We start from the raw sequence: 20,839 nt of genomic DNA, 5'->3' as shown, positions 1-20,839 counted from the left end.
GGGCGGACTCGCACATGGCGATCTATGGCATCGGCACCGACATCGTTCAGGTCAGCCGCATAGCCGCGGTGATGACGCGCACCGGTGGCCGCTTCGCGGAGAAGGTGCTCGGCCCGGACGAGCTGCGCATCTATCACGCGCGCCATGCTCGCTCGGCGGCGCGCGGTCTCGCGTTTCTCGCCACGCGGTTTTCGGCGAAAGAAGCGTTCTCGAAAGCGATCGGCCTCGGCATGCACTGGCCGATGACCTGGCGCGCCTTGCAAACGCTCAACAAGCCAAGCGGCGAGCCGATGGTGGTGGCGTCTGGCGAACTGGCCGACTGGCTCGACGCACGCGGCATCACGGCGCGCGTCACGATTAGCGACGAGCGTGATTACGCGGTGTCGTTCGTGATCGCGGAAACGACGCAGGCAGGTCGGGCGGATGCTCCGGCCACGCCGCTCGCCGCCGGATAAACATACGCTGAGCGCGGCCCGCGCCGGCCGCGTCTATCCTTGCTCAACGCTTCCTTCTCGCGGAATTCGATGAAAACCACTCCCGGACCGGTGATGCTCGACGTCGTCGGCAAAACGCTGAACGACGACGACAAGCGCCGCCTTGCCCATCCGATGACCGGCGGCGTGATCCTGTTCGCACGCCACTATGAAAGCCGCGCGCAACTGATCGCGCTGACCGAGGAGATTCGCGCGGTCCGCCAGGACTTGCTGATCGCCGTCGATCACGAAGGCGGCCGTGTGCAGCGCTTTCGCACCGACGGCTTCACCGTGCTGCCCTCGATGGGCAAGCTCGGCGCGCTGTGGGACAGCGACGTGCTGCACGCCACCAAAGTGACGACCGCGGTCGGCTACATCCTCGCGGCGGAATTGCGTGCGTGCGGCGTCGACATGAGCTTTACGCCGGTGCTCGATCTGAACTACGGGCAATCGCAAGTGATCGGCGATCGTTCGTTCCATCGCGATCCGCGCGTCGTGGCCCTGCTCGCGAAAAGTCTGAATCACGGCCTCGCACTGGCCGGCATGAGCAATTGCGGCAAGCACTTTCCGGGGCATGGTTTTGCGCACGCGGACTCGCACGTCGCGATGCCCGTCGACGATCGTCCGCTCGACGAAATCCTGCGCGACGACGTGGCGCCCTATGACTGGCTCGGCTTGTCGTTGGGATCGGTGCTGCCCGCGCATGTGGTCTATCCGCAGGTCGATTCGAAGCCGGCGGGTTTTTCCCGCGTCTGGCTGCAAGACGTTCTGCGCAAGAAGCTGCGCTTCGAAGGCGCGATTTTCAGCGACGACCTGTCGATGGAGGCCGCGCGCCAAGGCGGCACGCTGACCGAAGGCGCGAGCGCGGCGCTCAACGCCGGTTGCGACATGGTGCTGATCTGCAATCAGCCGGACGAGGCGGAGAAGGTGCTGGATGCGTTGCGTTTCACGCCGTCGAAGGAATCGCGACGACGTCTGAAGCGCATGCGGCCGCGCGGCAAGGCGCTGACGTGGAGCAAGCTGGTTGCCGAGCCGCAATATCTGGAGGCGCAGGCGTTGCTGCGCAGCGCGTTCGCCTAAAGCGTCGAGGCTGCGCGAATCCTGCCGGCGAATCGACGAAAAACGGCGCCTTTGATTTTCAATCAAGGCGCCGTTTTTTATCGGTTGCGGCCAGCCGCGAGCGGTTGTCGAACTCAGTTCAAGCGCATGCGCTGCAGCTTGTTGTACAGCGTCTTTGGACTGATGCCCAGCAGCGACGCCGCACGGTGACGCGTCCCGCCGACCGCGTCGAGCGTCGCGCGAATCAGCATTTCCTCGACGTCCGCGAGCGGCGTGCCGACGGTGACCTGCACGCGGCTGCCGTTCAGATCGCGGCCGTTCGCCAAGCCCTCGTCGGCGCGCAACGACTCCAGTACTTCACCTGACGCGTAATACGCCCGCCGCACCCGGTCCTGCAATTCGCGCACATTGCCCGGCCATTCGTACGCGAGACACTCGCGCAGGAAATTCGGCCCGATCTGCTTGGCACCCTCGGTCGTGCCGCGTGCGGCCGCTTCGAGATTCAACTCGTCCACCACCGCCTGAGCGATCAGCGACGGATCTGCGCCGCGTTCGCGCAGAGGCGGCAGGATCACCGCGGCGGCTTCGAGTCGCAACGCCAGATCCTGAAGCAGCGTACCGTCGGCCACCGCCGCACGCGGCGGCTTGCGCGTCGAGGCGATGAGGCGAAAGTCGGTCGCGACCTGATTGGTGCCGCCGACGCGCATGAAGGTCTGCGAGTCGAGCGCGCGCAGCAACGCTTCCTGTTGCGCGCGCGGCAGTTCCGCGATTTCGTCGATGAACAGCGTGCCTCCGCTCGCCTGCTCGAACAGGCCCGGCTCGCGCTGCTCGGCCGCGCCGAACGTGCCGCGTTCGTGACCGAACAGCAGGCTGTCGAGCGAGCGATGCACGCCGCCGCCCGCACCGCGCACGTCCAGCGTGACGAACGGACCTTTGCGGCGCCGGCTCATGTCATGCAGCGTGCGCGCCGCGACCTGCTTGCCGGTGCCGGTTTCGCCGCAAATCAGCACGGCCGCTTCGGTGGGCGCGATATGTTCGATCATGTCGTACACGTGCTGAATCTCGCCGCTGCGGCCGAGCATCGAGCCGAAGCGGCCGAGCTGGCGCAACGATGCACGCAAGGTCTGCACTTCCTCGGTCAGTTCGTACGGACGCGGAATGCGCGCGAGCAGGCTGCGCAAGCGCGGAATATTGACCGGCTTAAGCAGGTAGTCCCAAATGCCGTGGCGCAGTCCCTCGATCGCGCTCTCGACCGTCGCATTGCCGGTCATCACGATCACGGGCAATGCGCCGCCTGGCGGATGCGCGGGCAGATGCTGCAGCACGTCGAGACCGCTGCCGTCCGGCAGATTCAGGTCGACCAGCACGACGTCGGGAATGAAGCGCGTCAGCGCCGCCCGGGCCTCGGCGATGGTTGTCGCGGTGTCGACGGAGAAGCCGTCGGCGGCGAGGATAGCGGACAGGCCGGACAGGCTATTGGGATCGTCTTCAACAATCAGGGCGTGTGGCATAGCGAGCGCAATTTTTTGGATGGATGGAATACCCGCTGCGTTGCGCCGCTGCTTCGATTGGCGCGCGATAGGGGAGCGATGGCTGGCCGGGACGCAGGGCGGTCGGATGCCGAAGTCGTTCAAGGGTGGCAAATGCTGCCAGTACCGGTCGGTCGCGCTCATGCCGCCCGCGCACCAAGCCCGGCGAGCAACCTCGTCGGGCGGCTGCCGGGTACATAAGCGGTGTGAGCGCGGCTCCGGCCGTGCGGGGCATTGCTGCAACCGGCCGGGCGCGACAGGCAACGATTCGACTCACGAAGTTCTGGTCCTTTGACTTATCACGGCGACGCCCGTCCCGCGCCGACTGGCGCAGGCGAGGCGTTCGTCTGTAGTTCTTTCATCCGTTCTGTCAGAAATCCCGGTTGCTATCGAAAAACCGCCGCACCTCGAGTTCCGCCTCTTCGCGGGTTTTACCGTAGCGTTCCTGGATCAGACCGGCGAGCTTGTCGGCGCGGCCTTCGGCCTTGGTCAATTCGTCGTCTGTCAATTCGCCCCATGCCGTCTTCGCCTTGCCGACCATCTGTTTCCACTTGCCTTCAGCAATGTCGTTATTCATGGCGCTCTCCCGGGTGAAGAAAAATAAGCCGTCTTGGCATACGTCACGATAAGCAGGGACTGTGCCACGAACATTTACTTAAATTTATCAATGATTTGTCCGCCGATGGGCGGAGGGATCGGGGAAGGTGGGGCGGCAATTTGGAGAAGCTTGCCGGTAAAGTTTTCCTCAACCATACACGGCGTTGCAGAAAAGAAAAAGCGCCCAAATCGGGCGCTTTTTCTTTCCATTTTTTTTCGCAGCGCGGGCGTTGCGCCGGCGCTGGATTCAGGCGCGCAGGCGCTTTAAGCGCGGCTGCGGTACTCGTGCGTGCGCGTGTCGATTTCGATCTTGTCGCCGATGTTGCAGAAGAGCGGCACTTGCAGTTCGAAGCCGGTGGTCAGCTTCGCGTTCTTCAGCACCTTGCCCGACGACGTATCGCCCTTGACAGCCGGTTCCGTATAGATGATTTCGCGGACCAGCGTGGTCGGCAGTTCGACCGAGATGGCCTTCTCGTTGTAGAACACGACTTCGCAAGCCATGCCGTCTTCAAGGTAATGAAGGGCGTCGCCCATCATTTCGCTTTCGACTTCGAACTGGTTGTAGTCGGCGTCCATGAACACGTACATCGGGTCGGCGAAGTACGAGTACGTCACTTCCTTGCGTTCCAGCACGACGACGTCGAACTTGTCGTCTGCCTTGTATACGCTTTCCATGCCTGCGCCGGTCAGCAGGTTCTTGAACTTCATCTTGACGACGGCGGAGTTACGGCCCGATTTGTTGTATTCGGCCTTTTGCACGACCATTGCGTCTGCGCCGATCATCACGACGTTGCCGGTGCGGAGTTCCTGTGCGGTCTTCATAAAACTGTCCTGTACGAAATAAGTAGCTCAACTTTGCTCAACGGCATACGGCGCAAGCGGCTTCGGCGCTTCACTCATTGCGCGCCGCACCGCATGAAAGCGGCGGCCGGAAGCCAATGTGGGAAGCGTGGCCGGCTTGCCATGGGAACCGGAGGCCAAGCCGCATCGCGCAGCCCGTTGATTCCGGCCATCCCCAACAATCCGTTACCTGCTTTTTTACCCGGTGCGGGCGTGCACACGAGTGGCGCCGAACGACAACATACGGCCCTTTTTTGACTTTTGCGCCATTGACCCGAAGGTTGGAGCGCGTCTGACACCTTTCGATGCGGGGTTCGTCGTTGCGATCGGGCCGCGCTTGCGTCGTCGGCCGTTGGATAACCGCTTATTTTAACTGAGTTTTTGCGAACAAGGCCAGATTTCCGGCAAGGTCGCCCACTTGGGCGAGTTCGCCGGCCCATTGCGCCGCGCGCCGTTGCAGTGCCGGGCCGTGACGCTGGAATTCCGCCCAGTCCGGGCGGCCTGCGCCGTTCCATGCGTGCCAGAAGCGCGCGAGGGCGTCGCGGGCATCGGCGGGCAGCGTGCGCGCGTAGTGCGCGAGCGCGGCGTCGAGCTTCGGCAGATGGGCCGCGTCGGCTTGCGGATAGATGTGCCAGACGAACGGTTTCGCCGCCCACTGGGCGCGCACGAACGAGTCTTCGCCGCGCACGAAATTAATGTCGCTCGCCCACAGCAGCGCGTCGTAGCCGGCTTGCGCGGTGAAGGCCAGCGCATGCGCGGTGAGGTTGCCACGGCTTGCGTGCGAGCCGCCGGTGAACGAGGGCAAATCGAAAAAGCGCGCGATCGCGCCGGAAATACGGCCTTCCGGCACTAGCAGCACGATCGGCGCGGGGTTGTCGCGCCATTGTTCGAGCAGACCGTCGACGGCGGGGTTTTCGTATGCGAATAGCGAGACGACGGTCGCCGTGGCGGGCGGCGGCGCGTGGCCGGTGGTTTGCCGCCACCATGCTTCGCGCGCTGCGGGCGATACCTCGAAGGCCGCGCGCGCGGCGTCGAGATGGCGTTCTTTCAGCACGCCGCCCGTGCCGGGGCCGAGCCCCGGGAAGAAGAACGTTTTGGTCAGCGCATGGCGCGGATGGGGTGAGAGGCGCAGATGAAAATCCGCGACCCAGTCTTCCGCGCTTAGATATTCGAGGTTGAACCAGACTGGCGCGCGCGCGCGTTCGGTCATCGCGGCGACGTAAATCGGCGGCAGTTCGCAACCGAAGGCCTCGATCACCACATCGGCCACTTCGAGCGTGTCGCCCGCATGGGCCGGCTCGTGCCAATGTTCGACGACGATCCCGCCGACTGTCTGCCGCGCGCGGTCCAGCGCCAGCGACGGGCACAGCTTCTGGAACGCGTGCAGATCGTCGACGAACACGCGCACCTGCCAGCCGTGCTCGCTCGCGAGTTGGCGCGCGAGGCGCCAGCACACGCCGATGTCGCCGAAATTGTCGATTACCGCGCAAAAAATGTCACAGGCGATCGCGGTGGAGGAGCCAGAGGAGGCGGCGGTGGTCTGTTCGGAGGCGGGCGGAACGGAGGACATGGCGGCCTGGGTGGCGGATTCGAACGATGGGCGCGGCTGACGCGAAGGGCGCGAAGGACGATCCCGCGAACGCCGCACACTGCGTCGCACCGCCCCCGGCTTGCGCCGGAGCGCTGCCGCGGTCGGCGCATGGCAGGGCTCGAACGTACGCGGAATGTTCTAAACTGGCGATTCTAAAGCCTTGGCCACGATTGCGCGCGCCCGTTTCAGGCGAGCGCGCGCCACACGATGCAAGGCCCCGCGAGACAGTCCCACCCAATCGATCCCGCATGACCGAACCCGAAGCAACCGACGCTTTCGAGCCGAAAAAAGTGCTCGCCCAACTGCCGCATCTGCCGGGCGTCTATCGTTATTACGATACGCACGGCGCCGTGCTGTACGTGGGCAAGGCGCGCGATCTCAAGAAGCGCGTGTCGAGCTACTTCACGAAGACGCAACTGTCGCCGCGTATCGCGATGATGGTCACGCGCATCGTGCGCATCGAGACGACCGTCACGCGCTCCGAGGCTGAAGCGCTACTGCTCGAAAACAATCTGATCAAGGCGCTCGCGCCGCGCTACAACATTCTGTTTCGCGACGACAAGTCGTACCCGTACCTCAAGCTGACCGGCCACAAGTTTCCGCGCATGGCGTATTACCGAGGTTCGGTGGATCGCAAGAATCAGTACTTCGGGCCGTTTCCGAGCGCGTGGGCGGTGCGCGAGAGCATCCAGATCCTGCAGCGGGTGTTCCAGTTGCGCACCTGCGAAGACTCCGTGTTCAACAACCGCACGCGCCCTTGCCTGCTGCATCAGATCGGCCGCTGCACGGCGCCGTGTGTCGCGAATATCAGCGAAGAGGATTACGCGCGCGACGTCGCCAATGCGTCGCGCTTCCTGCTCGGCCGTCAGGGCGAAGTGATGAAAGAGCTCGAGCAGAAGATGCACGCGTTCGCGAGCGAGCTGAAGTTCGAGCAGGCCGCGGCGGTGCGTAATCAGATGAGTTCGCTGTCGACGGTGCTGCATCAGCAGGCGATCGAAGTCGGCAGCGATAGTGACGTCGACATTCTCGCGGTGGTCGCGCTGGGCGGGCGGGTCTGCGTGAATCTCGCGATGGTGCGCGGAGGACGGCACCTGGGCGACAAGGCGTATTTCCCCGCACACGTGGAAAGTGCGCTGACGGCGGACGAGGGCGGGCTCGAAGAGGGCGGCGAGCATGAGGCGCTGGGCGGCGTTGCCCTGACAGCGCCCCTGACAGCGCAACAGAGCGCGAACGGCGACGCCGAATCCGCCGATATGGCCGATGTCGATGCCGATGCCCTCGCGATTGCGCAGGACATGCCCCCGGAAGACGAAGAGGCTGAAGAAGAAGACGCCAACGCCAACGCCACCGTCTCCGAAGCGTCGAAACCGCGCAAAGGCCGCGCGTCCGGCGGGATCGAATCCGAAGTGCTCGAAGCGTTCATCGCGCAGCACTACCTGGGCAATCGCGTGCCGCCCGTGCTCGTGGTCAGCCACGCGCCGGCCACGCGCGAACTGGTCGACGTGCTGATCGAGCAAGCCGGTCACAAGGTGACCGTGCTGCGTCAACCGCAAGGTCAGCGGCGCGCATGGCTCGCGATGGCCGAGCAGAATGCGCGGCTCGCGCTCGCCCGTCTGCTGTCCGAGCAGGGCTCGCAACAGGCCCGCACGCGCGCGCTGACCGACACACTCGGCATGGAATGCGACGACCTCGCGCATTTGCGCATCGAGTGCTTCGACATCAGCCATACGATGGGCGAGGCGACCCAGGCGTCGTGCGTGGTGTATCACCATCACAAGATGCAGTCGTCCGAATACCGCCGCTACAACATCACCGGCATCACGCCCGGCGACGACTACGCGGCGATGCGCCAGGTGCTCACGCGCCGCTACGAGAAGATGGTCGCGCAAGCCGCCGCGAATGCCGCCGACGAAGCCGCTGAATTGCAAGGCGAAGCGCCGGCCGATTCATCGCTCGCGACGGATGCCGCGGAACCGGCGGCGGCCGGCGGCATTCTGCCGACCCTCGTGCTGATCGACGGCGGCAAGGGGCAGGTCGAGATCGCGCGCCAGGTGTTCACCGAACTGGGCCTCGATACCGGCATGCTGGTCGGCGTCGCGAAGGGCGAGGGCCGCAAGGTCGGCCTCGAAACCCTGATCTTCGCCGATGACCGCGCGCCGCTCGAACTCGGCAAGGAAAGCGCCGCGCTGATGCTGGTCGCGCAGATTCGCGACGAAGCGCACCGCTTCGCGATCACCGGCATGCGCGCGAAGCGCGCCAAGACGCGCCAGACTTCGCGGCTCGAAGAACTCGAAGGGGTGGGCGCGAAACGGCGTCAACGGCTGCTCGCGCGGTTCGGCGGCTTGCGCGGCGTGGTGGCTGCGAGCGTCGAGGATCTGGCGAGCGTCGAAGGCATTTCGCAGGCGTTGGCCGAGCAGATTTACCGGCAATTGCATTGAAGCTGGCGCGGCGGGCGGCCCGCTTGTTGGGCAAGGCGCGGTCGGCCTGTGGCCGATGAGCGGGTCAACGCGCGACCAACGAGCGACCAGCGAGCGACCAACGAGCGACGGGGCTGCGACCCGTTAGCCGCGAGTCCGCGCCCGGTCCGCGATCAGTCAATCCCCAATTCGCGCCCGGGCAGCGCCACCCACCGGCCCGCGTGCCCACGCCCGCGCGCCGCTTTGCTTGTGGCAGGCCCTGTGACACGGCACAATTGCATCTCACTCGTCAGACGCTGCGCCTGCCCATGCCGTTTAATTTCCCGATATTCCTGACCTGGCTGCGGATCGTCCTGATTCCGCTCGTCGTCGGCGTGTTCTATTTGCCCGACATGATGATGAGTCCCGCGCACCGCAATCTGGCCGCCGCGACCATCTTCATTCTGGCGGCGCTCACCGACTGGTTCGACGGCTATCTGGCCCGCAAGTGGAATCAGACTTCGGCGTTCGGCGCGTTTCTCGATCCGGTCGCCGACAAACTGATGGTGACGGCCGCACTGCTGGTGCTCGTGCAACTCGCGCGGATCGATTCGGCGATTGCGCTCGTAATCGTCGGACGCGAAATCGCGATCTCGGCGTTGCGCGAGTGGATGGCGCAGATCGGCGCGTCGAAGAGCGTCGCGGTGAATTCGCTCGGCAAGTTCAAGACCGCCTGTCAGATGATCGCGATTCCCATGCTGCTGTTCTACGGCCCGTTGCCGTTCGGTGCCGGCGTGACGGTCGACACGCGTGTGTGGGGCCTATGGCTGATCTATCTGGCCGCGTTCCTGACGATCTGGTCGATGCTCTACTACATGAAGCTCGCGTGGCCGCAGATTCGTGAAAGAGGCGGTATTGCTTGATGGTGATGCGCGTGTCGACGGCGCGCGTGAGGCACGCGAAAGCGCGTTAAAACCTCGCCGCGAACATGGCCTGCGCATGAGCGACAACTTTTATTAAAGACATTCGCAAAAGGGGTTGACACCCATCGGTCGTTTCTCCATAATCTCGTTTCTCCGATGCACGCAGTTTGAAGCGACGGACGAAATAAGAGAGTAGTTGCAGTCAATAAGGCAGTATTTAGCAGCAAGTAGTAGAAGTACAACGCGGGAGTAGCTCAGTTGGTAGAGCGCAACCTTGCCAAGGTTGAGGTCGCGAGTTCGAGCCTCGTCTCCCGCTCCAATTTTTTGAAGCACCGCGCTGTTTGGCGTAGTAAAAAATCCAGCGCGTTGTGAAGCAGCGCAATGCGGGAGTAGCTCAGTTGGTAGAGCGCAACCTTGCCAAGGTTGAGGTCGCGAGTTCGAGCCTCGTCTCCCGCTCCATACATAAGGGGAAGCAACGCTTCCCTTTTTGTTTGATGGGCTGATCGTTCTGAAGGTTCTGATCGTCCAACAGACAAATCTGCGAGCCTGCAGCTAGGTTCCAGTCCGCTTGCGGCGCGATAGCAAAGCGGTTATGCAGCGGCCTGCAAAGCCGTTTAGGCCGGTTCGACTCCGGCTCGCGCCTCCAGTAGTTGATGTAAAGAAAAGCCCCGACTCGTCGGGGCTTTTCTTTTTCTGCGGCGAATTTCACGCGCTCGTTGTCAATTCCAAAAAGATAACCGGCCCGATCGATTGCCGTGCCGCGCTGTTCACGAAGCATCTGCTGTCCGCAGATGCCCGCAAGCAAAGCCGATACGCTGCGTGTCCCTCATCGCGACGGTTATGACGCACAATTCGTCATTCGCGTGGCAACAACTGCATCAGCAGTTCGCTCCGCACCTGCTCAGCACGCCGCACGTAACCAACTGAATCGCAGAACCGCGCGCATTGCTGCGTCATTGCCCGTTCACTCCGAGGCCGCATGTACCTACGACTCATCGGCACCAACGTGCGCCTGCTCGGCTCGATGCATCTGTTTCCCACGACGAGCCGTAGAACACCGCCCTGGGTCGCTGAAGGCTATGACTGGGCCGAAGCGCTGGTCTTCGAATCCGACCCGCCGACCATCCTGCCGTTCCTGAAGACCGAGCCACAAAGCGGCGCCGCTCGATTGCAGCCCTTGATGTCCGTGGACGCCTGGGCGCAACTGCAAGCGCTGTGGCCCGTCGATGGCCCTGTGGCGCCGTTAGTCGAACTGCGTCCGTGGGCCGCGCTGGTGGTCGCGCCGACACTGTTCCAACAGGTCGTCGAAGGTGTCGAGCCGCGCATGCTGCGCTCCGCGATTGCGCAAGCCAAGCCGTATCGCTATCTCGAGACCGCGGGGGAAGTGGCAGCATTGCTCGAATCGATTCCGCTGGATGCCATCGGCGCGGCGCTCGACTTGCTCGTGGCCGATCGCGATGAACCGCAACGCACGCTCGAACGGATGCACGCGGCGTGGCTGGAGGGCGATCTGCAAGCGGTGCAGCAGATTGCCGTCGAATCGCCGATGTTCAATCTGCCGGGCATCCGTCACGCCATTCTCGACGCGCGCAATCGCGCATGGGCGCAGCGGTTGAAGAACATCATCCTGCCACAGCGCGAGCGCACCCTGGTGGTGGTCGGCGCGCTGCATCTGTGCGGCCCCGGCAATCTGATCGAGTGTCTCGCGCAGCCTGTCGAAGCGGTCTTCTGAGCGCGTGAAGACTCGGCTGCGGCTTGCCGGTGCGCCGCCGCAATGGCACCTCAGACCGGCACTCTGACGGCCTCGCTCAATCCCACCTGAAGAATGCCGCTATACACTGGCCACGCAAGAGCAAGTGACGCAGCGTCTCACGCAGTTGCTCGACGCGCGCAATGCTAAAGCGCGACGCGGTTATCAGATCCGCTATAGCGCGGGGCAGACGGCCTACGATTCGGGCTCACCACGTATCGATTGCCGAATTGCTCGCTGCGGCCGACGCGGCGATGTACAGCCATAAGCAGGCGTCGAAGGCGCGTGCTATGCCGCGCGGTTGATGCGCGCTGTGGCCGCACGGCTGCGCGGTTGCGTGGCTGACGGCCGGCCAGCGCGGCATAATTGCGGATTAATGCCCGCGCAGCGGCGCCTCCTTTCTGAAAGCATCCGATGACTGAATCGCAGCACACCGCCGCCACGCGGCTCGCCCAACTCGAATGGCGTTGGAAAACCTTCGCGGACCTCACGAGTGTCGAAGTCTATGAGATGCTGGCCGCGCGTAGCGCGGTGTTCGTCGTCGAACAGAACTGCGTGTATGGCGATATCGACGGGCTCGACGCGCAAGCCTGGCATCTGTCGGCCTACGGCCCTGGCGTCGATGGAGCGGCGCCGCAACTGGCCGGATATCTGCGTGTGCTGCTGCCGGACGCCACGGACACCGACGTGCGCATCGGCCGTGTGCTGACCACGGCGGCATTCCGCGGTATCGGTCTGGGCAACGCGATGCTCGAACGCTCGCTCACGCACATTCGCGCGCAATGGCCCACCACGCCGATCCGTCTGCATGCGCAAGCGCATCTGCAAGGTTTCTATGGCGCATTCGGCTTCGCACCGGTCTCGGACGTTCACGACGACGACGGCATTCCGCATGTGTGGATGCGCTCGGCCTGAGCGGGGCGCGATGAAGGGCGAAGCGCCAGTGCAGGTTAACTGGCGCGCTTCATCGTCCGGCCTTATTCGCTGCGCTCCGATCATTCGGATGCGACTGGCCGTCAGACTCGCTATCCGCGCTGGCCGCCGGCCGGTGCGGACGCGGCATGGGACACATCCCGCGCCGTCTTCGCACGCCGTTCGGCGCGCAGGCGTCCGCGTGCCGACAGCCGCATCCAGTGACGCAGCGCGATCAATGCGCCGATCACGCTCATCATCGAACCCGGAATCCACAGCAACAGCCCACCGATCTGCTGGTCGCGCATCGGGCTGAGCCACGTGAACGCGCGCCCGCAAATCGAGTAGATCGGATACAGCTCATGCGGCGTGAAAAAGATGAACGCGCCGAGGATAATCTGCGGCGGAATCGCGGCGATCACCACCAGCACGCGCTTGCCGGGCGACAAACGCGCCGGCGGCGCCGGCCGTGGATCGAGCACGAGCCACCAGAACAGCAGCCCGTCGATCACCATGCTCCAGTTCATCACGCGATAGAGCCGCCAGTCGAGCATCGCGACGAAATGGATCGGCGATATCAGCCAGAAGTAGATCAGCCCCACGAACAACGTGACCGCGACGACCGGATGCATCACCACGTCGAGCAGCTTGCGCACGAGGGGCGTCGCTAGCGCGGGCCGCACGAAGCGCTGCCGCCAGCTGAACGGAATGCCCGCGCGCAACGCCGCGCCCGGATACGACAGCGCGATGAAGAACGGCCCGAGGTGATGCAGCACCAGATGCTGCAAGCGATGCATGAAGAACTCATGCTCGAAGAAATAATCGAGCCGCGTATGCAGCACGACATACAGCGCTACCAGCCCGAACCAGAAGGAAAGTTGCCGCGCCAACGACAGCTTCGCACGGCGCGCGCCGCGCACGAACAGGACCGCCGGCACCAGCAGCGCGATCACGACGGTCGGCGAAAATTCCCACGGATCGAGCCAGTAGAGCAGATTCATCGCTGCACGTTACCCGGTTACTTGGTCTGCGCCGGCGACTTGACGGCGAACGGCGTGTCGATTGTTTCGCCGTCGGAGAACTTCAGCGTCAGACGCACGGTGTCGCCTGGTGCGATCTTGTGCTTGGCGTCTTCGAGCATCACGTGGTAGCCGCCGGGCGCGATCGAGACCTGGCCATGCGCGGGCACGGTCAGCTTGTCGACCATCACCATCTTCTGCGACGAACCGTTCGAGACGGTCTGATGCAGCATCGCGTCGCCATAGTCCTTGCTCGAAATATCGACGAGGTCGATGGGCTTGTCGCTCGCATTGACCAGCGTCGCGTAGCCGGCGGCGGGCAGGTTGTTCGGCAGCCAGCGGACCCATGCGTCCTTGACGCTGATCGCGTCGGCGCCGGCGGCTTGCGCAGCCGACACGACACCGAACGAGAGGGCGAGCGCGCAGCTCAGTGAAGCGAACGTTTTGATCTTGATCGACATGAATGAACTCGGAGATAGGTCAGGAACGGTCATCGATGATACGGCGCAGGTCTTGCGCGATCGTATCGGGCGTGTCGTGATCGGTGGCCAGCAGGCGCGCGTGGCCCTGGCTGTCGAACACATAAACAGCGGAACTGTGCGTAACTTCGTAATTGCCGCGAGGGTCGCGCTTCTCCATCTGATAGGCGACGCGGTAGCGCTTGGCGAGCGACTCGATCTGCCAGTCGGTGCCGGTCAGCCCTTCGGCATGCTGCGAGTCGAACGCGCCGACGTAATCGCGCAACGCTTGCGGCGTGTCGCGCGCGGGATCGACGGTGATGAACAGGATGCGCACCTTCTGCGCGTCCGGGCCGAGCTTGCCGAGCACCTGCATGAGCCGGCCCATCGTCTCGGGGCAGACGTCCGGGCAATGCGTGTAGCCGAAGTAGACGAGCGACGCGCGACCCTTGAACGAATCGCCGGTGACTGGCCGGCCGTCGTCGCCGGTCAGCTTGAAGTCGAGATCCGGCAGATGGCCGGTCACGTTGGTCAGCTGCCAGGGTTGGGTACGAGGCGTACAGCCGCTCAGGGTGATCACGGCGGTAAGGGCGGTCAGTGCGCCTATCATGACGGTCAGCGCGAACCGGCGCGTGGACTGCCGCCGGCGCGATGCGGCCAGAGGCGGATGCGGGTGTCGGGATGCAATGATCGGGAACAAAGCAGGGCTCAATGACTCGATTGAAGAGCGGCACATGACGACGCCGATCCACCGCGCCGTCGGATTCCACCTGATCTTCCTGCGGCGCGTAGGCCGTCCTAGTATGCAAAGATGGCTTCGACGGTGATTGTCTGCGTGGCTGCGACTGTAGCGCAAAATCGCCGGCGGCGTCGCCCCACGCGCCCGGCGCGCGGTTCGCCGGACAATTTGACGCAGTCGGATGAAAGCCGGTTGAAGCCGGACCGTTCTCTTTTTGAATGCCCTCACCGTAAGCCGGCGCGCACAGCGGCCGGTTGGCCGAGGTCTCGGACTTCCGGCTTACTTTCTCGAAAAATTGACGGATGCGCGGTAAGATGCGCACACTTTTCCGGCCGCAGAAGGCTGAAAGGCGAACCTAAGCGATGCAAGCACTTCCGGCTGTTCTGTCTCCGAGTGAGACGGCATTTTTCTTCGACTTCGACGGCACCCTCGTCGAACTCGCACCCACGCCGGATGGCGTGCTGGTGGACCCGCGCGTGCCCGTGCTACTGGCCGAACTGCGTAGTCTGACGAACGGCGCGGTCGCGATCGTGTCGGGCCGCGGCATCGACAGCATCGACGCTTTCCTCGGTATGCCCGATTTGCCGATTGCCGGTTTGCACGGCGCCGAGCGGCGCGACGCGAATGGCGATACGCAGCGCATCGGCTTCCATGACGAGCGGCTCCTGCGCATGGAGCAGGTGCTGGCGCAGGTCGTCAACGAACATCCGGGCATGCTGCTCGAGATCAAGGGCGCGGCGCTTGCGCTGCATTACCGCAATGCGCCGGACCGTGAGCCGGTCGCGCGCGAGGCGACACAGCGGCTGGTCGCCGATTACCCCGGCGCTTACGTATTGCAGCCGGGCAAGATGGTCTACGAAATCAAGCCGAAAGACGTCGACAAGGGCCGCGCCATGCGCGCGTTCCTCGACGAACCGCCGTTCGTCGGCCGCCAGCCGGTGTTCGCCGGCGACGATCTGACCGACGAGAAAGGCTTCGCCGTCATCAACGAGCGCGGCGGGCTGTCGATCAAGGTCGGCGCGGGCGAGACGATGGCGCATACGCGCATCGAGTCGGTTCCGGCGCTGCTCGACTGGCTCGAATCGATTGTCGCAGCGGCGCGCGCAGCATGATGCCGGCGCCGCATCGCTTGCCGCACCCAACGCACCGCATCGGGAATCGCGCTTCATGAGCCGACTGATCATCGTATCGAACCGGGTGGCCCCGATCTCGGAGGGTGGCCCGGCGGCAGGCGGTCTGGCGGTCGGCGTGTATGACGCGCTGAAGGAAACCGGCGGCATGTGGTTTGGCTGGAGCGGGGACGTGCTCAGCTCAGGCCAGCCGCAGATCAAGGTGGAGGAGCGCGGTCCCGTGACCTTCGCGACCGTCCCGTTGATGCGCCGCGACTACGACCAGTACTATCGCGGCTTCTCGAACGCGACGCTGTGGCCGGCGTTCCACTATCGTGCCGACCTGCTGCAATACGACCGGCACGACTTCGAAGGCTACTGCCGCGTCAATGGCTGGCTCGCGCAGCAACTGGTGCCGCTGCTGCGTGAAGACGATGTGATCTGGGTCCACGACTATCACCTGATCCCGTTCGCGCAGGCATTGCGTGCGGCCGGTGTGAAGAACCGCATCGGCTTCTTTCTGCATATTCCGTTTCCGGCTTCGCAGGTGCTGCTGGCGGTGCCGCCGCATCGCGAGTTGGTCGAAGCCTTGTGTTCGTTCGATCTGCTCGGCTTCCAGACCGAGCCGGATCTGCGTGCGTTCGGCGACTACATCGTCAACGAAGCGCAGGGCACGGTCGACGTGTCGGCTCGCGGCCCGCAGAGCATCCACGCGTTCGGGCGCACGTTGCGCGCCGCGGCTTATCCGATCGGCGTATATCCGGACGAGATTGCCGAACTCGCGAAAGCGGGCGAGCGCGGCAAGCCGGTGCGCACGATGAAGGCGACGCTGCATTCGCGCAAGCTGATCATGAGCGTGGACCGTCTCGATTATTCGAAGGGGCTGGTCGAACGTTTTCGCGCTTTCGAGCGTCTGCTCGAGCAGGTGGCCGCGCAACGCAACAAGGTGTCGTTCCTGCAGATTGCGCCGCCGACGCGCGCCGACATGCACGCTTACCAGGACATCCGCTTGCAGCTCGAAGGCGAGTCGGGGCGCATCAACGGACGCTTCGCCGAACTGGACTGGACGCCGATTCTCTACATTCACAAGCAGTACGAGCGCTCGGTGCTGGCCGCGCTGTTTCGCACCGCGCATGTCGGCTACGTCACGCCGTTGCGCGATGGGATGAACCTCGTCGCCAAGGAATATGTGTCGGCGCAGGACCCGGAGAATCCCGGGGTGCTGGTGCTGTCACGCTTTGCCGGCGCGGCGCAGGAGCTGGAGGGCGCGCTGATCGTCAATCCGGTCGACATCGACGGCATGGCCGAGGCGCTCGCCAATGCGCTCGCGATGCCGCTCGCGGAACGTCAGGCGCGCTATCGCGACATGATGGTGCAGTTGCGCGAGAACAATGTGTCCGTGTGGCGCGATAACTTCATGTGCGATTTGCAGAGCGTAGAGAGTACGAAGTCCGGCAGAAGCAGGAAGGTGAGGGCAGGCTCCAGGCAGACAGTGCGTGATAGCGTGGAGCAATAGCGGCAGGGTTGGCTGCCGCGCCTCCTGATCGCACAGCCTGAAAAACGGAAAAGCCGCTCACGTGAGCGGCTTTTTCTTTGGCTGATAACTTCGCGCGGCGCGCCGTTCAGACCACGTGCTGTTCGTCGACCTTCTTGCCGCCGATGTGCAGCGTCGTACCCTTGCCGTACTGTTTCGTGAGCAGATCGCGATACAGGCCCGGACGTTGGCGCAACTCTTCCGGGCTGCCGTCGTCGATTACCTTGCCGGCGCTCATCACGATGATGCGGTCGAAGTTGTTCAGCGTCGACAGCCGGTGCGCGATCGCGATCACCGTGCGGCCGACCATCAGCCGGTCGAGCGCCTTCTGGATCGCTTCTTCCGAGGCGCTGTCGAGCGCCGAGGTGGCTTCGTCGAGCAGCAGGATCGGCGCGTTTTTCAGAATCGCCCGCGCAATCGCGATCCGCTGGCGCTGGCCGCCCGACAGCTTCACGCCACGGTCGCCGACGATCGTGTCGTAGCCTTCCGGCATCGCTTCGATGAAGTCCGAGCAACGCGCTTCGCGCGCGGCCGTGAGCACTTCCTCACGGCTCGCTTCAGGGCGTCCGTAAGCGATGTTCTCGTACACCGTGCGATGGAACAGCGAGATGTCCTGCGGCACGAGCGCGATCGTATGGCGCAGGCTGTCCTGCGTGACCGTCGCGATGTCCTGGCCGTCGATCCTGATCGCACCGCCTTGGGTTTCGTAGAAGCGCTGCAGCAGCGCCAGCACGGTGGATTTGCCCGCGCCTGACTTGCCGATCAAGCCGACCCGCTGGCCGGGTTCGATACGCAGGTCGAAGTGATCGAGAATGGGACGGCGGCGCGGGTAAGCGAACGTCACGCCTTCGAAATCGACCCGGCCGCCTTGCGGCACGAGTTCGGTCGAGTCGTCGCGATCCGGCATGCCGTGCGGTTCGAGCAGCGTGCGCACGGCTTCCGCGAGCCGCGCTACGTGTTGCGTGACGTCGACGAGCGCGACGGCCAAGTCGCGCGTGCCGTGCAGAATCGTGAAGCCGAGCGAGCTGACGAGCACGATGTCGCCCGAGGTCGCCTTGCCTTGATCCCACAGCCAGAGCGCCCAGCCCAGCAGACCCGCCGACAGCAGCGCGGTAATCACCGCATGCAGCAAGCGCAGCTTCTCCAGATACAGCAGGCTTTGCTGGCGCGCGTCCATCTCGGCCTTGACCGTTGCACCGAAGCGCTGCTGCTCGCGAAACGTCATGCCAAACGCGCGCACGAGACCCATGTTGCTGATCACGTCGACCAGTTCGCCGTCCACCGACGCCGCCTTGGTGGCGAAATGGTGATGGCGCGCCGAGCCGCGCCCCGCGAGCTTGTACAGCACGACCGACAGAATCGCCGAGCACAGCATCAGGCCGACGGCCATCAGCGGATTCACGGCGATGATCATGACGATTGCGCCGAGCACCGCGATGCACGGCGGCAGCACGTTCCAGGCGGTGGTGTTCTCGGCGGTGTAGACGGCGTTCGAGGTCGCCGTGATCCGGCTCGCCAGCATGCCGGGCTGCTTCTCGGAGTAGTAGGTCGGCGAGTGCCCGCTCAGATACTGGAAAAGGTCGCGCCGCAGGTCGCCGGTCACGGCGACGAACGTATGCGCGGCGACCCAGCCGCCGACGCGCCATAGCAGGTTGTCCGCGGCAATCAGGCCGACGAGGATCGCGAACGCCCCCCACAACGGACCGGGATGATGCCGGCCTTCGCCGAGCACGTCGATCAGATGTTTGATCGCGTATTGCGAAGCGAGCGCACAGCCCACGGCCGCAAACACGCTGCACAGCACGATCGCATGCGCGAGCGGATGGCGGCGGATAAAGCGGAAGAGAAACGCAAGCGGCCGGTGCGCATAGCTCGCGAGCTTTGCGTTCTGGGCGTTACGCTGGGCGAGGGTTAATTGTTCCAATTGATCGTGAGGTCGAGGTGTTTCGGGTTGTGCATGCAAAGCGCGGGCCACGGGAAAAGATGGATTCGCCGCGAAGCCGATGCTTCGCATTGTAAACATGCAAAAGCGATTGCGCCCTGTGTATCCGGGCATTGGCGCGATTGATTTCGCGATAGACCTCCGCGCCCTGCAGTTGCTGGACCCGCTGATGGGCGGGGTGGTTCACGCAGGGTGACGGACAAATTCGAGATATAATTACAGATTGCATTCAGCCGCGCTGCGGCATTTCTTCAACGCGTACCGGCAAAGTTGATGCAGCGCTTGCAGACGCCGCATTCGCGGTCCCCGCCGGAAGCCAGTTGCCACTGTAGAACTCTCTTATAAAACAAGGGTTTGCAAAGTGTTTCGCGTTTGTAACAACGTAAAGACTTTGAAATGTTGTGGTGCAGCGAGAAGCCCGGCACCGATAATGCATGCTCCGTAGAGCCCGGCAAGCTTGGAAATATCTGACAATTTGTCAACGCAGGTCTCACGTGTGCGTTTACTCGCATGCGCAGACGGTGATCGGCCAGTCTGGGCTCATTCCCAAGCGATCCATCGCAGGATTTCTCGAAAGAATCAGGCCCGCCCCGGCATGTCCGGCCAGACGGCCCTGGCGAGCAAGCGAGTCGCTTTTATCAAACGCAGTACTTTTGCCTGATTTTTTACTAGGAGTTCTCCATTATGCGAATCGCTCAAATCGCTCCGCTGCACGAGGCGGTTCCTCCCAAGCTGTATGGTGGTACGGAACGCGTGGTGTCCTATCTGACCGAAGCACTGGTCGAGCAAGGCCACGACGTCACGCTCTTCGCGAGCGGCGATTCGCAAACTTCGGCGAAACTCGAAGCCTTCTGGCCGCAGGCGCTGCGCCTCGACCCGACGATCCGCGACGTGATGGCGCCGCACATGCTGCTGCTCGAAGAAGTGCGCCGCCGCGCGGACGAGTTCGACGTGCTGCATTTTCACATCGACTACTACCCGTTCTCGCTGTTCGCGCGCCAGCCGGTGCCGTTCGTGACGACGCTGCACGGCCGTCTCGATCTGCCGGAACTGCAGCCGATCTTCAATACGTTCAGCGACGTGCCGGTGGTGTCGATCTCGGACAACCAGCGCATTCCGCTGCCGCAAGCGAACTGGCTGCAAACCGTTTATCACGGTCTGCCGGAAAACGTGCTCACGCCGATCAAGGACGTCGAGCCGGGCTACCTCGCATTCCTTGGCCGTGTCTCGCCGGAGAAGGGTCTCGACCGTGCGATCCGTATCGCCGGCCAGGCAGGCATGAAGCTCAAGGTTGCCGCGAAGATCGACAAGGCCGATCGTGCCTATTACGAAGAAGTGATCAAGCCGCTGATGGCGCTCCCGCACGTCGAATACATCGGCGAAATCGGCGAAGCCGAAAAGCGTGAGTTTCTCGGCAACGCGCATGCACTGGTGTTCCCCATCGACTGGCCGGAGCCCTTCGGTCTGGTGATGATCGAAGCGATGGCTTGCGGTACGCCGGTGATCGCGTTCAATCGCGGTTCGGTGCCGGAAGTGATCGAGAACGGCGTGTCGGGCTTCGTCGTCGAAGATGAAATCAGCGCAGTCGCGGCCGTCAAGCGCCTGCACACGCTGCCGCGCGCCGGGGTGCGCAACGCGTTCGAAGCGCGCTTCTCGTCGAAGGTCATGGCGAGGAACTACGTCGCTACCTACGAAGAACTGCTGCGTCAGAAACAGCGCACGGTGCTTCGCGAAGTCAACGCGAACTGATCTTTAGTCGCTCAGCCGACTGAAAGAGCGCTTCAGGGCGCTCCTCAGGCCACCTGCAACGCCCCGTGAGCCAGCGCTCACGGGGCGTTGTTGCATGCGCGCCGCGTTTTTTGCAGTGTGTGGACGAAAGTAGGCTCTTCGCGCCGGTAAGACTGAGCCACTCTCGGTAATATCCCTATAATGGCCGTGCCGCAAATTTGGCTGCGGCGCCGCCGACGA

At 63.7% G+C, this 20,839-nt stretch carries 17 protein-coding genes and 3 tRNA genes; 12 read left to right on the top strand and 8 right to left on the bottom strand.

Annotation, left to right across the window (positions count from 1 at the left end):
• Positions 1–14: 14 nt before the first annotated feature.
• A complete protein-coding gene (gene acpS, locus HV770_RS20920; RefSeq protein WP_175162603.1) occupies positions 15–455 on the top strand; it encodes a holo-ACP synthase in 441 nt (146 codons plus the stop codon).
• A gap of 69 nt (positions 456–524) precedes the next feature.
• Positions 525–1,553, top strand: coding sequence for a beta-N-acetylhexosaminidase (gene nagZ, locus HV770_RS20915; RefSeq protein WP_175162601.1), 1,029 nt, complete (start codon positions 525–527; stop codon positions 1,551–1,553).
• A gap of 113 nt (positions 1,554–1,666) precedes the next feature.
• Here the strand turns inward: nagZ and HV770_RS20910 are convergent, their stop codons facing one another.
• The 4 genes from HV770_RS20910 to earP form a co-directional block, all read right to left on the bottom strand.
• Complete coding sequence (locus HV770_RS20910) at positions 1,667–3,043, bottom strand: sigma-54-dependent transcriptional regulator (RefSeq protein WP_175162599.1); 1,377 nt, start codon at positions 3,041–3,043, stop codon at positions 1,667–1,669.
• 388 nt (positions 3,044–3,431) lie between these two features.
• A complete protein-coding gene (locus HV770_RS20905) occupies positions 3,432–3,638 on the bottom strand; it encodes a CsbD family protein (protein ID WP_168665164.1) in 207 nt (68 codons plus the stop codon).
• A gap of 284 nt (positions 3,639–3,922) precedes the next feature.
• A complete protein-coding gene (gene efp, locus HV770_RS20900; protein WP_042322091.1) occupies positions 3,923–4,480 on the bottom strand; it encodes an elongation factor P in 558 nt (185 codons plus the stop codon).
• Between the two features lie 382 nt (positions 4,481–4,862).
• Entirely contained in the window at positions 4,863–6,068 is a 1,206-nt protein-coding gene (gene earP, locus HV770_RS20895) for an elongation factor P maturation arginine rhamnosyltransferase EarP (RefSeq protein WP_175162597.1), read from the bottom strand.
• 269 nt (positions 6,069–6,337) lie between these two features.
• Between earP and uvrC the strand changes: the two genes are divergently transcribed.
• The 7 genes from uvrC (at position 6,338) to HV770_RS20860 (ending at position 12,073) form a co-directional block, all read left to right on the top strand.
• The gene (uvrC, locus tag HV770_RS20890) at positions 6,338–8,527 is read left to right on the top strand and encodes an excinuclease ABC subunit UvrC (RefSeq protein ID WP_175162595.1); all 2,190 of its coding nucleotides are present in this window, start codon (positions 6,338–6,340) and stop codon (positions 8,525–8,527) included.
• A 287-nt stretch (positions 8,528–8,814) separates the two neighbouring features.
• Positions 8,815–9,408: a CDP-diacylglycerol--glycerol-3-phosphate 3-phosphatidyltransferase gene (pgsA, locus tag HV770_RS20885; RefSeq protein ID WP_175162593.1), complete on the top strand. Its 594-nt coding sequence runs from the start codon at positions 8,815–8,817 to the stop codon at positions 9,406–9,408.
• A gap of 243 nt (positions 9,409–9,651) precedes the next feature.
• Positions 9,652–9,727: transfer RNA gene (locus HV770_RS20880), tRNA-Gly, on the top strand.
• Positions 9,728–9,791: 64 nt separating this feature from the next.
• A tRNA-Gly gene (locus HV770_RS20875) sits at positions 9,792–9,867 on the top strand.
• A 113-nt stretch (positions 9,868–9,980) separates the two neighbouring features.
• Positions 9,981–10,054: transfer RNA gene (locus HV770_RS20870), tRNA-Cys, on the top strand.
• 333 nt (positions 10,055–10,387) lie between these two features.
• Positions 10,388–11,140, top strand: a complete 753-nt coding sequence (locus tag HV770_RS20865) for a TraB/GumN family protein (RefSeq protein ID WP_175162591.1) — start codon at positions 10,388–10,390, stop codon at positions 11,138–11,140.
• A 432-nt stretch (positions 11,141–11,572) separates the two neighbouring features.
• Positions 11,573–12,073 (top strand): GNAT family N-acetyltransferase, encoded by a 501-nt coding sequence (locus tag HV770_RS20860; RefSeq protein ID WP_175162589.1) that lies wholly within the window; start codon positions 11,573–11,575, stop codon positions 12,071–12,073.
• 110 nt (positions 12,074–12,183) lie between these two features.
• Here HV770_RS20860 and HV770_RS20855 read toward each other — a convergent pair whose 3' ends face one another.
• From HV770_RS20855 to HV770_RS20845, 3 genes are read right to left on the bottom strand one after another with little or no spacing between them, the layout of a single operon-like run.
• Positions 12,184–13,071: a cytochrome c oxidase assembly protein gene (locus tag HV770_RS20855; protein WP_175162586.1), complete on the bottom strand. Its 888-nt coding sequence runs from the start codon at positions 13,069–13,071 to the stop codon at positions 12,184–12,186.
• Between the two features lie 17 nt (positions 13,072–13,088).
• Positions 13,089–13,550 (bottom strand): copper chaperone PCu(A)C, encoded by a 462-nt coding sequence (locus tag HV770_RS20850; RefSeq protein WP_175162584.1) that lies wholly within the window; start codon positions 13,548–13,550, stop codon positions 13,089–13,091.
• 19 nt (positions 13,551–13,569) lie between these two features.
• Positions 13,570–14,157, bottom strand: coding sequence for an SCO family protein (locus HV770_RS20845; protein WP_175162582.1), 588 nt, complete (start codon positions 14,155–14,157; stop codon positions 13,570–13,572).
• Positions 14,158–14,648: 491 nt separating this feature from the next.
• Between HV770_RS20845 and otsB the strand changes: the two genes are divergently transcribed.
• Together otsB and otsA are read left to right on the top strand one after the other, a co-directional pair.
• A complete protein-coding gene (gene otsB, locus HV770_RS20840; RefSeq protein ID WP_175162580.1) occupies positions 14,649–15,398 on the top strand; it encodes a trehalose-phosphatase in 750 nt (249 codons plus the stop codon).
• A gap of 55 nt (positions 15,399–15,453) precedes the next feature.
• Positions 15,454–16,911, top strand: coding sequence for an alpha,alpha-trehalose-phosphate synthase (UDP-forming) (otsA, locus tag HV770_RS20835; protein WP_175162578.1), 1,458 nt, complete (start codon positions 15,454–15,456; stop codon positions 16,909–16,911).
• Positions 16,912–17,017: 106 nt separating this feature from the next.
• Here the strand turns inward: otsA and HV770_RS20830 are convergent, their stop codons facing one another.
• Positions 17,018–18,853, bottom strand: coding sequence for an ABC transporter ATP-binding protein (locus HV770_RS20830; protein ID WP_175162576.1), 1,836 nt, complete (start codon positions 18,851–18,853; stop codon positions 17,018–17,020).
• A gap of 702 nt (positions 18,854–19,555) precedes the next feature.
• On the opposite strand from HV770_RS20830, the gene HV770_RS20825 reads away from it, so the two are divergent.
• Positions 19,556–20,620 carry a glycosyltransferase family 4 protein gene (locus HV770_RS20825; RefSeq protein ID WP_175162574.1) on the top strand — a complete coding sequence of 355 codons (1,065 nt, stop codon included), beginning with the start codon at positions 19,556–19,558 and terminating at the stop codon, positions 20,618–20,620.
• Positions 20,621–20,839 lie beyond the last annotated feature (219 nt).

It is taken from the genome of Paraburkholderia fynbosensis, assembly GCF_902859935.1.
GTDB classification, from domain to species: domain Bacteria; phylum Pseudomonadota; class Gammaproteobacteria; order Burkholderiales; family Burkholderiaceae; genus Paraburkholderia; species Paraburkholderia fynbosensis.
This window is presented reverse-complemented; position numbering and strand designations above follow the sequence as displayed.

Bases quoted from the DNA above. Each gene is read 5' to 3' on its own strand.
- acpS (WP_175162603.1), top strand. From the start codon at position 15: ATGGCGATCTATGGCATCGGCACCGACATCGTTCAGGTCAGCCGCATA.
- nagZ (WP_175162601.1), top strand. From the start codon at position 525: ATGAAAACCACTCCCGGACCGGTGATGCTCGACGTCGTCGGCAAAACG.
- HV770_RS20910 (WP_175162599.1), bottom strand. From the start codon at position 3,043: ATGCCACACGCCCTGATTGTTGAAGACGATCCCAATAGCCTGTCCGGC.
- HV770_RS20905 (WP_168665164.1), bottom strand. From the start codon at position 3,638: ATGAATAACGACATTGCTGAAGGCAAGTGGAAACAGATGGTCGGCAAG.
- efp (WP_042322091.1), bottom strand. From the start codon at position 4,480: ATGAAGACCGCACAGGAACTCCGCACCGGCAACGTCGTGATGATCGGC.
- earP (WP_175162597.1), bottom strand. From the start codon at position 6,068: ATGTCCTCCGTTCCGCCCGCCTCCGAACAGACCACCGCCGCCTCCTCT.
- uvrC (WP_175162595.1), top strand. From the start codon at position 6,338: ATGACCGAACCCGAAGCAACCGACGCTTTCGAGCCGAAAAAAGTGCTC.
- pgsA (WP_175162593.1), top strand. From the start codon at position 8,815: ATGCCGTTTAATTTCCCGATATTCCTGACCTGGCTGCGGATCGTCCTG.
- HV770_RS20865 (WP_175162591.1), top strand. From the start codon at position 10,388: ATGTACCTACGACTCATCGGCACCAACGTGCGCCTGCTCGGCTCGATG.
- HV770_RS20860 (WP_175162589.1), top strand. From the start codon at position 11,573: ATGACTGAATCGCAGCACACCGCCGCCACGCGGCTCGCCCAACTCGAA.
- HV770_RS20855 (WP_175162586.1), bottom strand. From the start codon at position 13,071: ATGAATCTGCTCTACTGGCTCGATCCGTGGGAATTTTCGCCGACCGTC.
- HV770_RS20850 (WP_175162584.1), bottom strand. From the start codon at position 13,550: ATGTCGATCAAGATCAAAACGTTCGCTTCACTGAGCTGCGCGCTCGCC.
- HV770_RS20845 (WP_175162582.1), bottom strand. From the start codon at position 14,157: ATGATAGGCGCACTGACCGCCCTTACCGCCGTGATCACCCTGAGCGGC.
- otsB (WP_175162580.1), top strand. From the start codon at position 14,649: ATGCAAGCACTTCCGGCTGTTCTGTCTCCGAGTGAGACGGCATTTTTC.
- otsA (WP_175162578.1), top strand. From the start codon at position 15,454: ATGAGCCGACTGATCATCGTATCGAACCGGGTGGCCCCGATCTCGGAG.
- HV770_RS20825 (WP_175162574.1), top strand. From the start codon at position 19,556: ATGCGAATCGCTCAAATCGCTCCGCTGCACGAGGCGGTTCCTCCCAAG.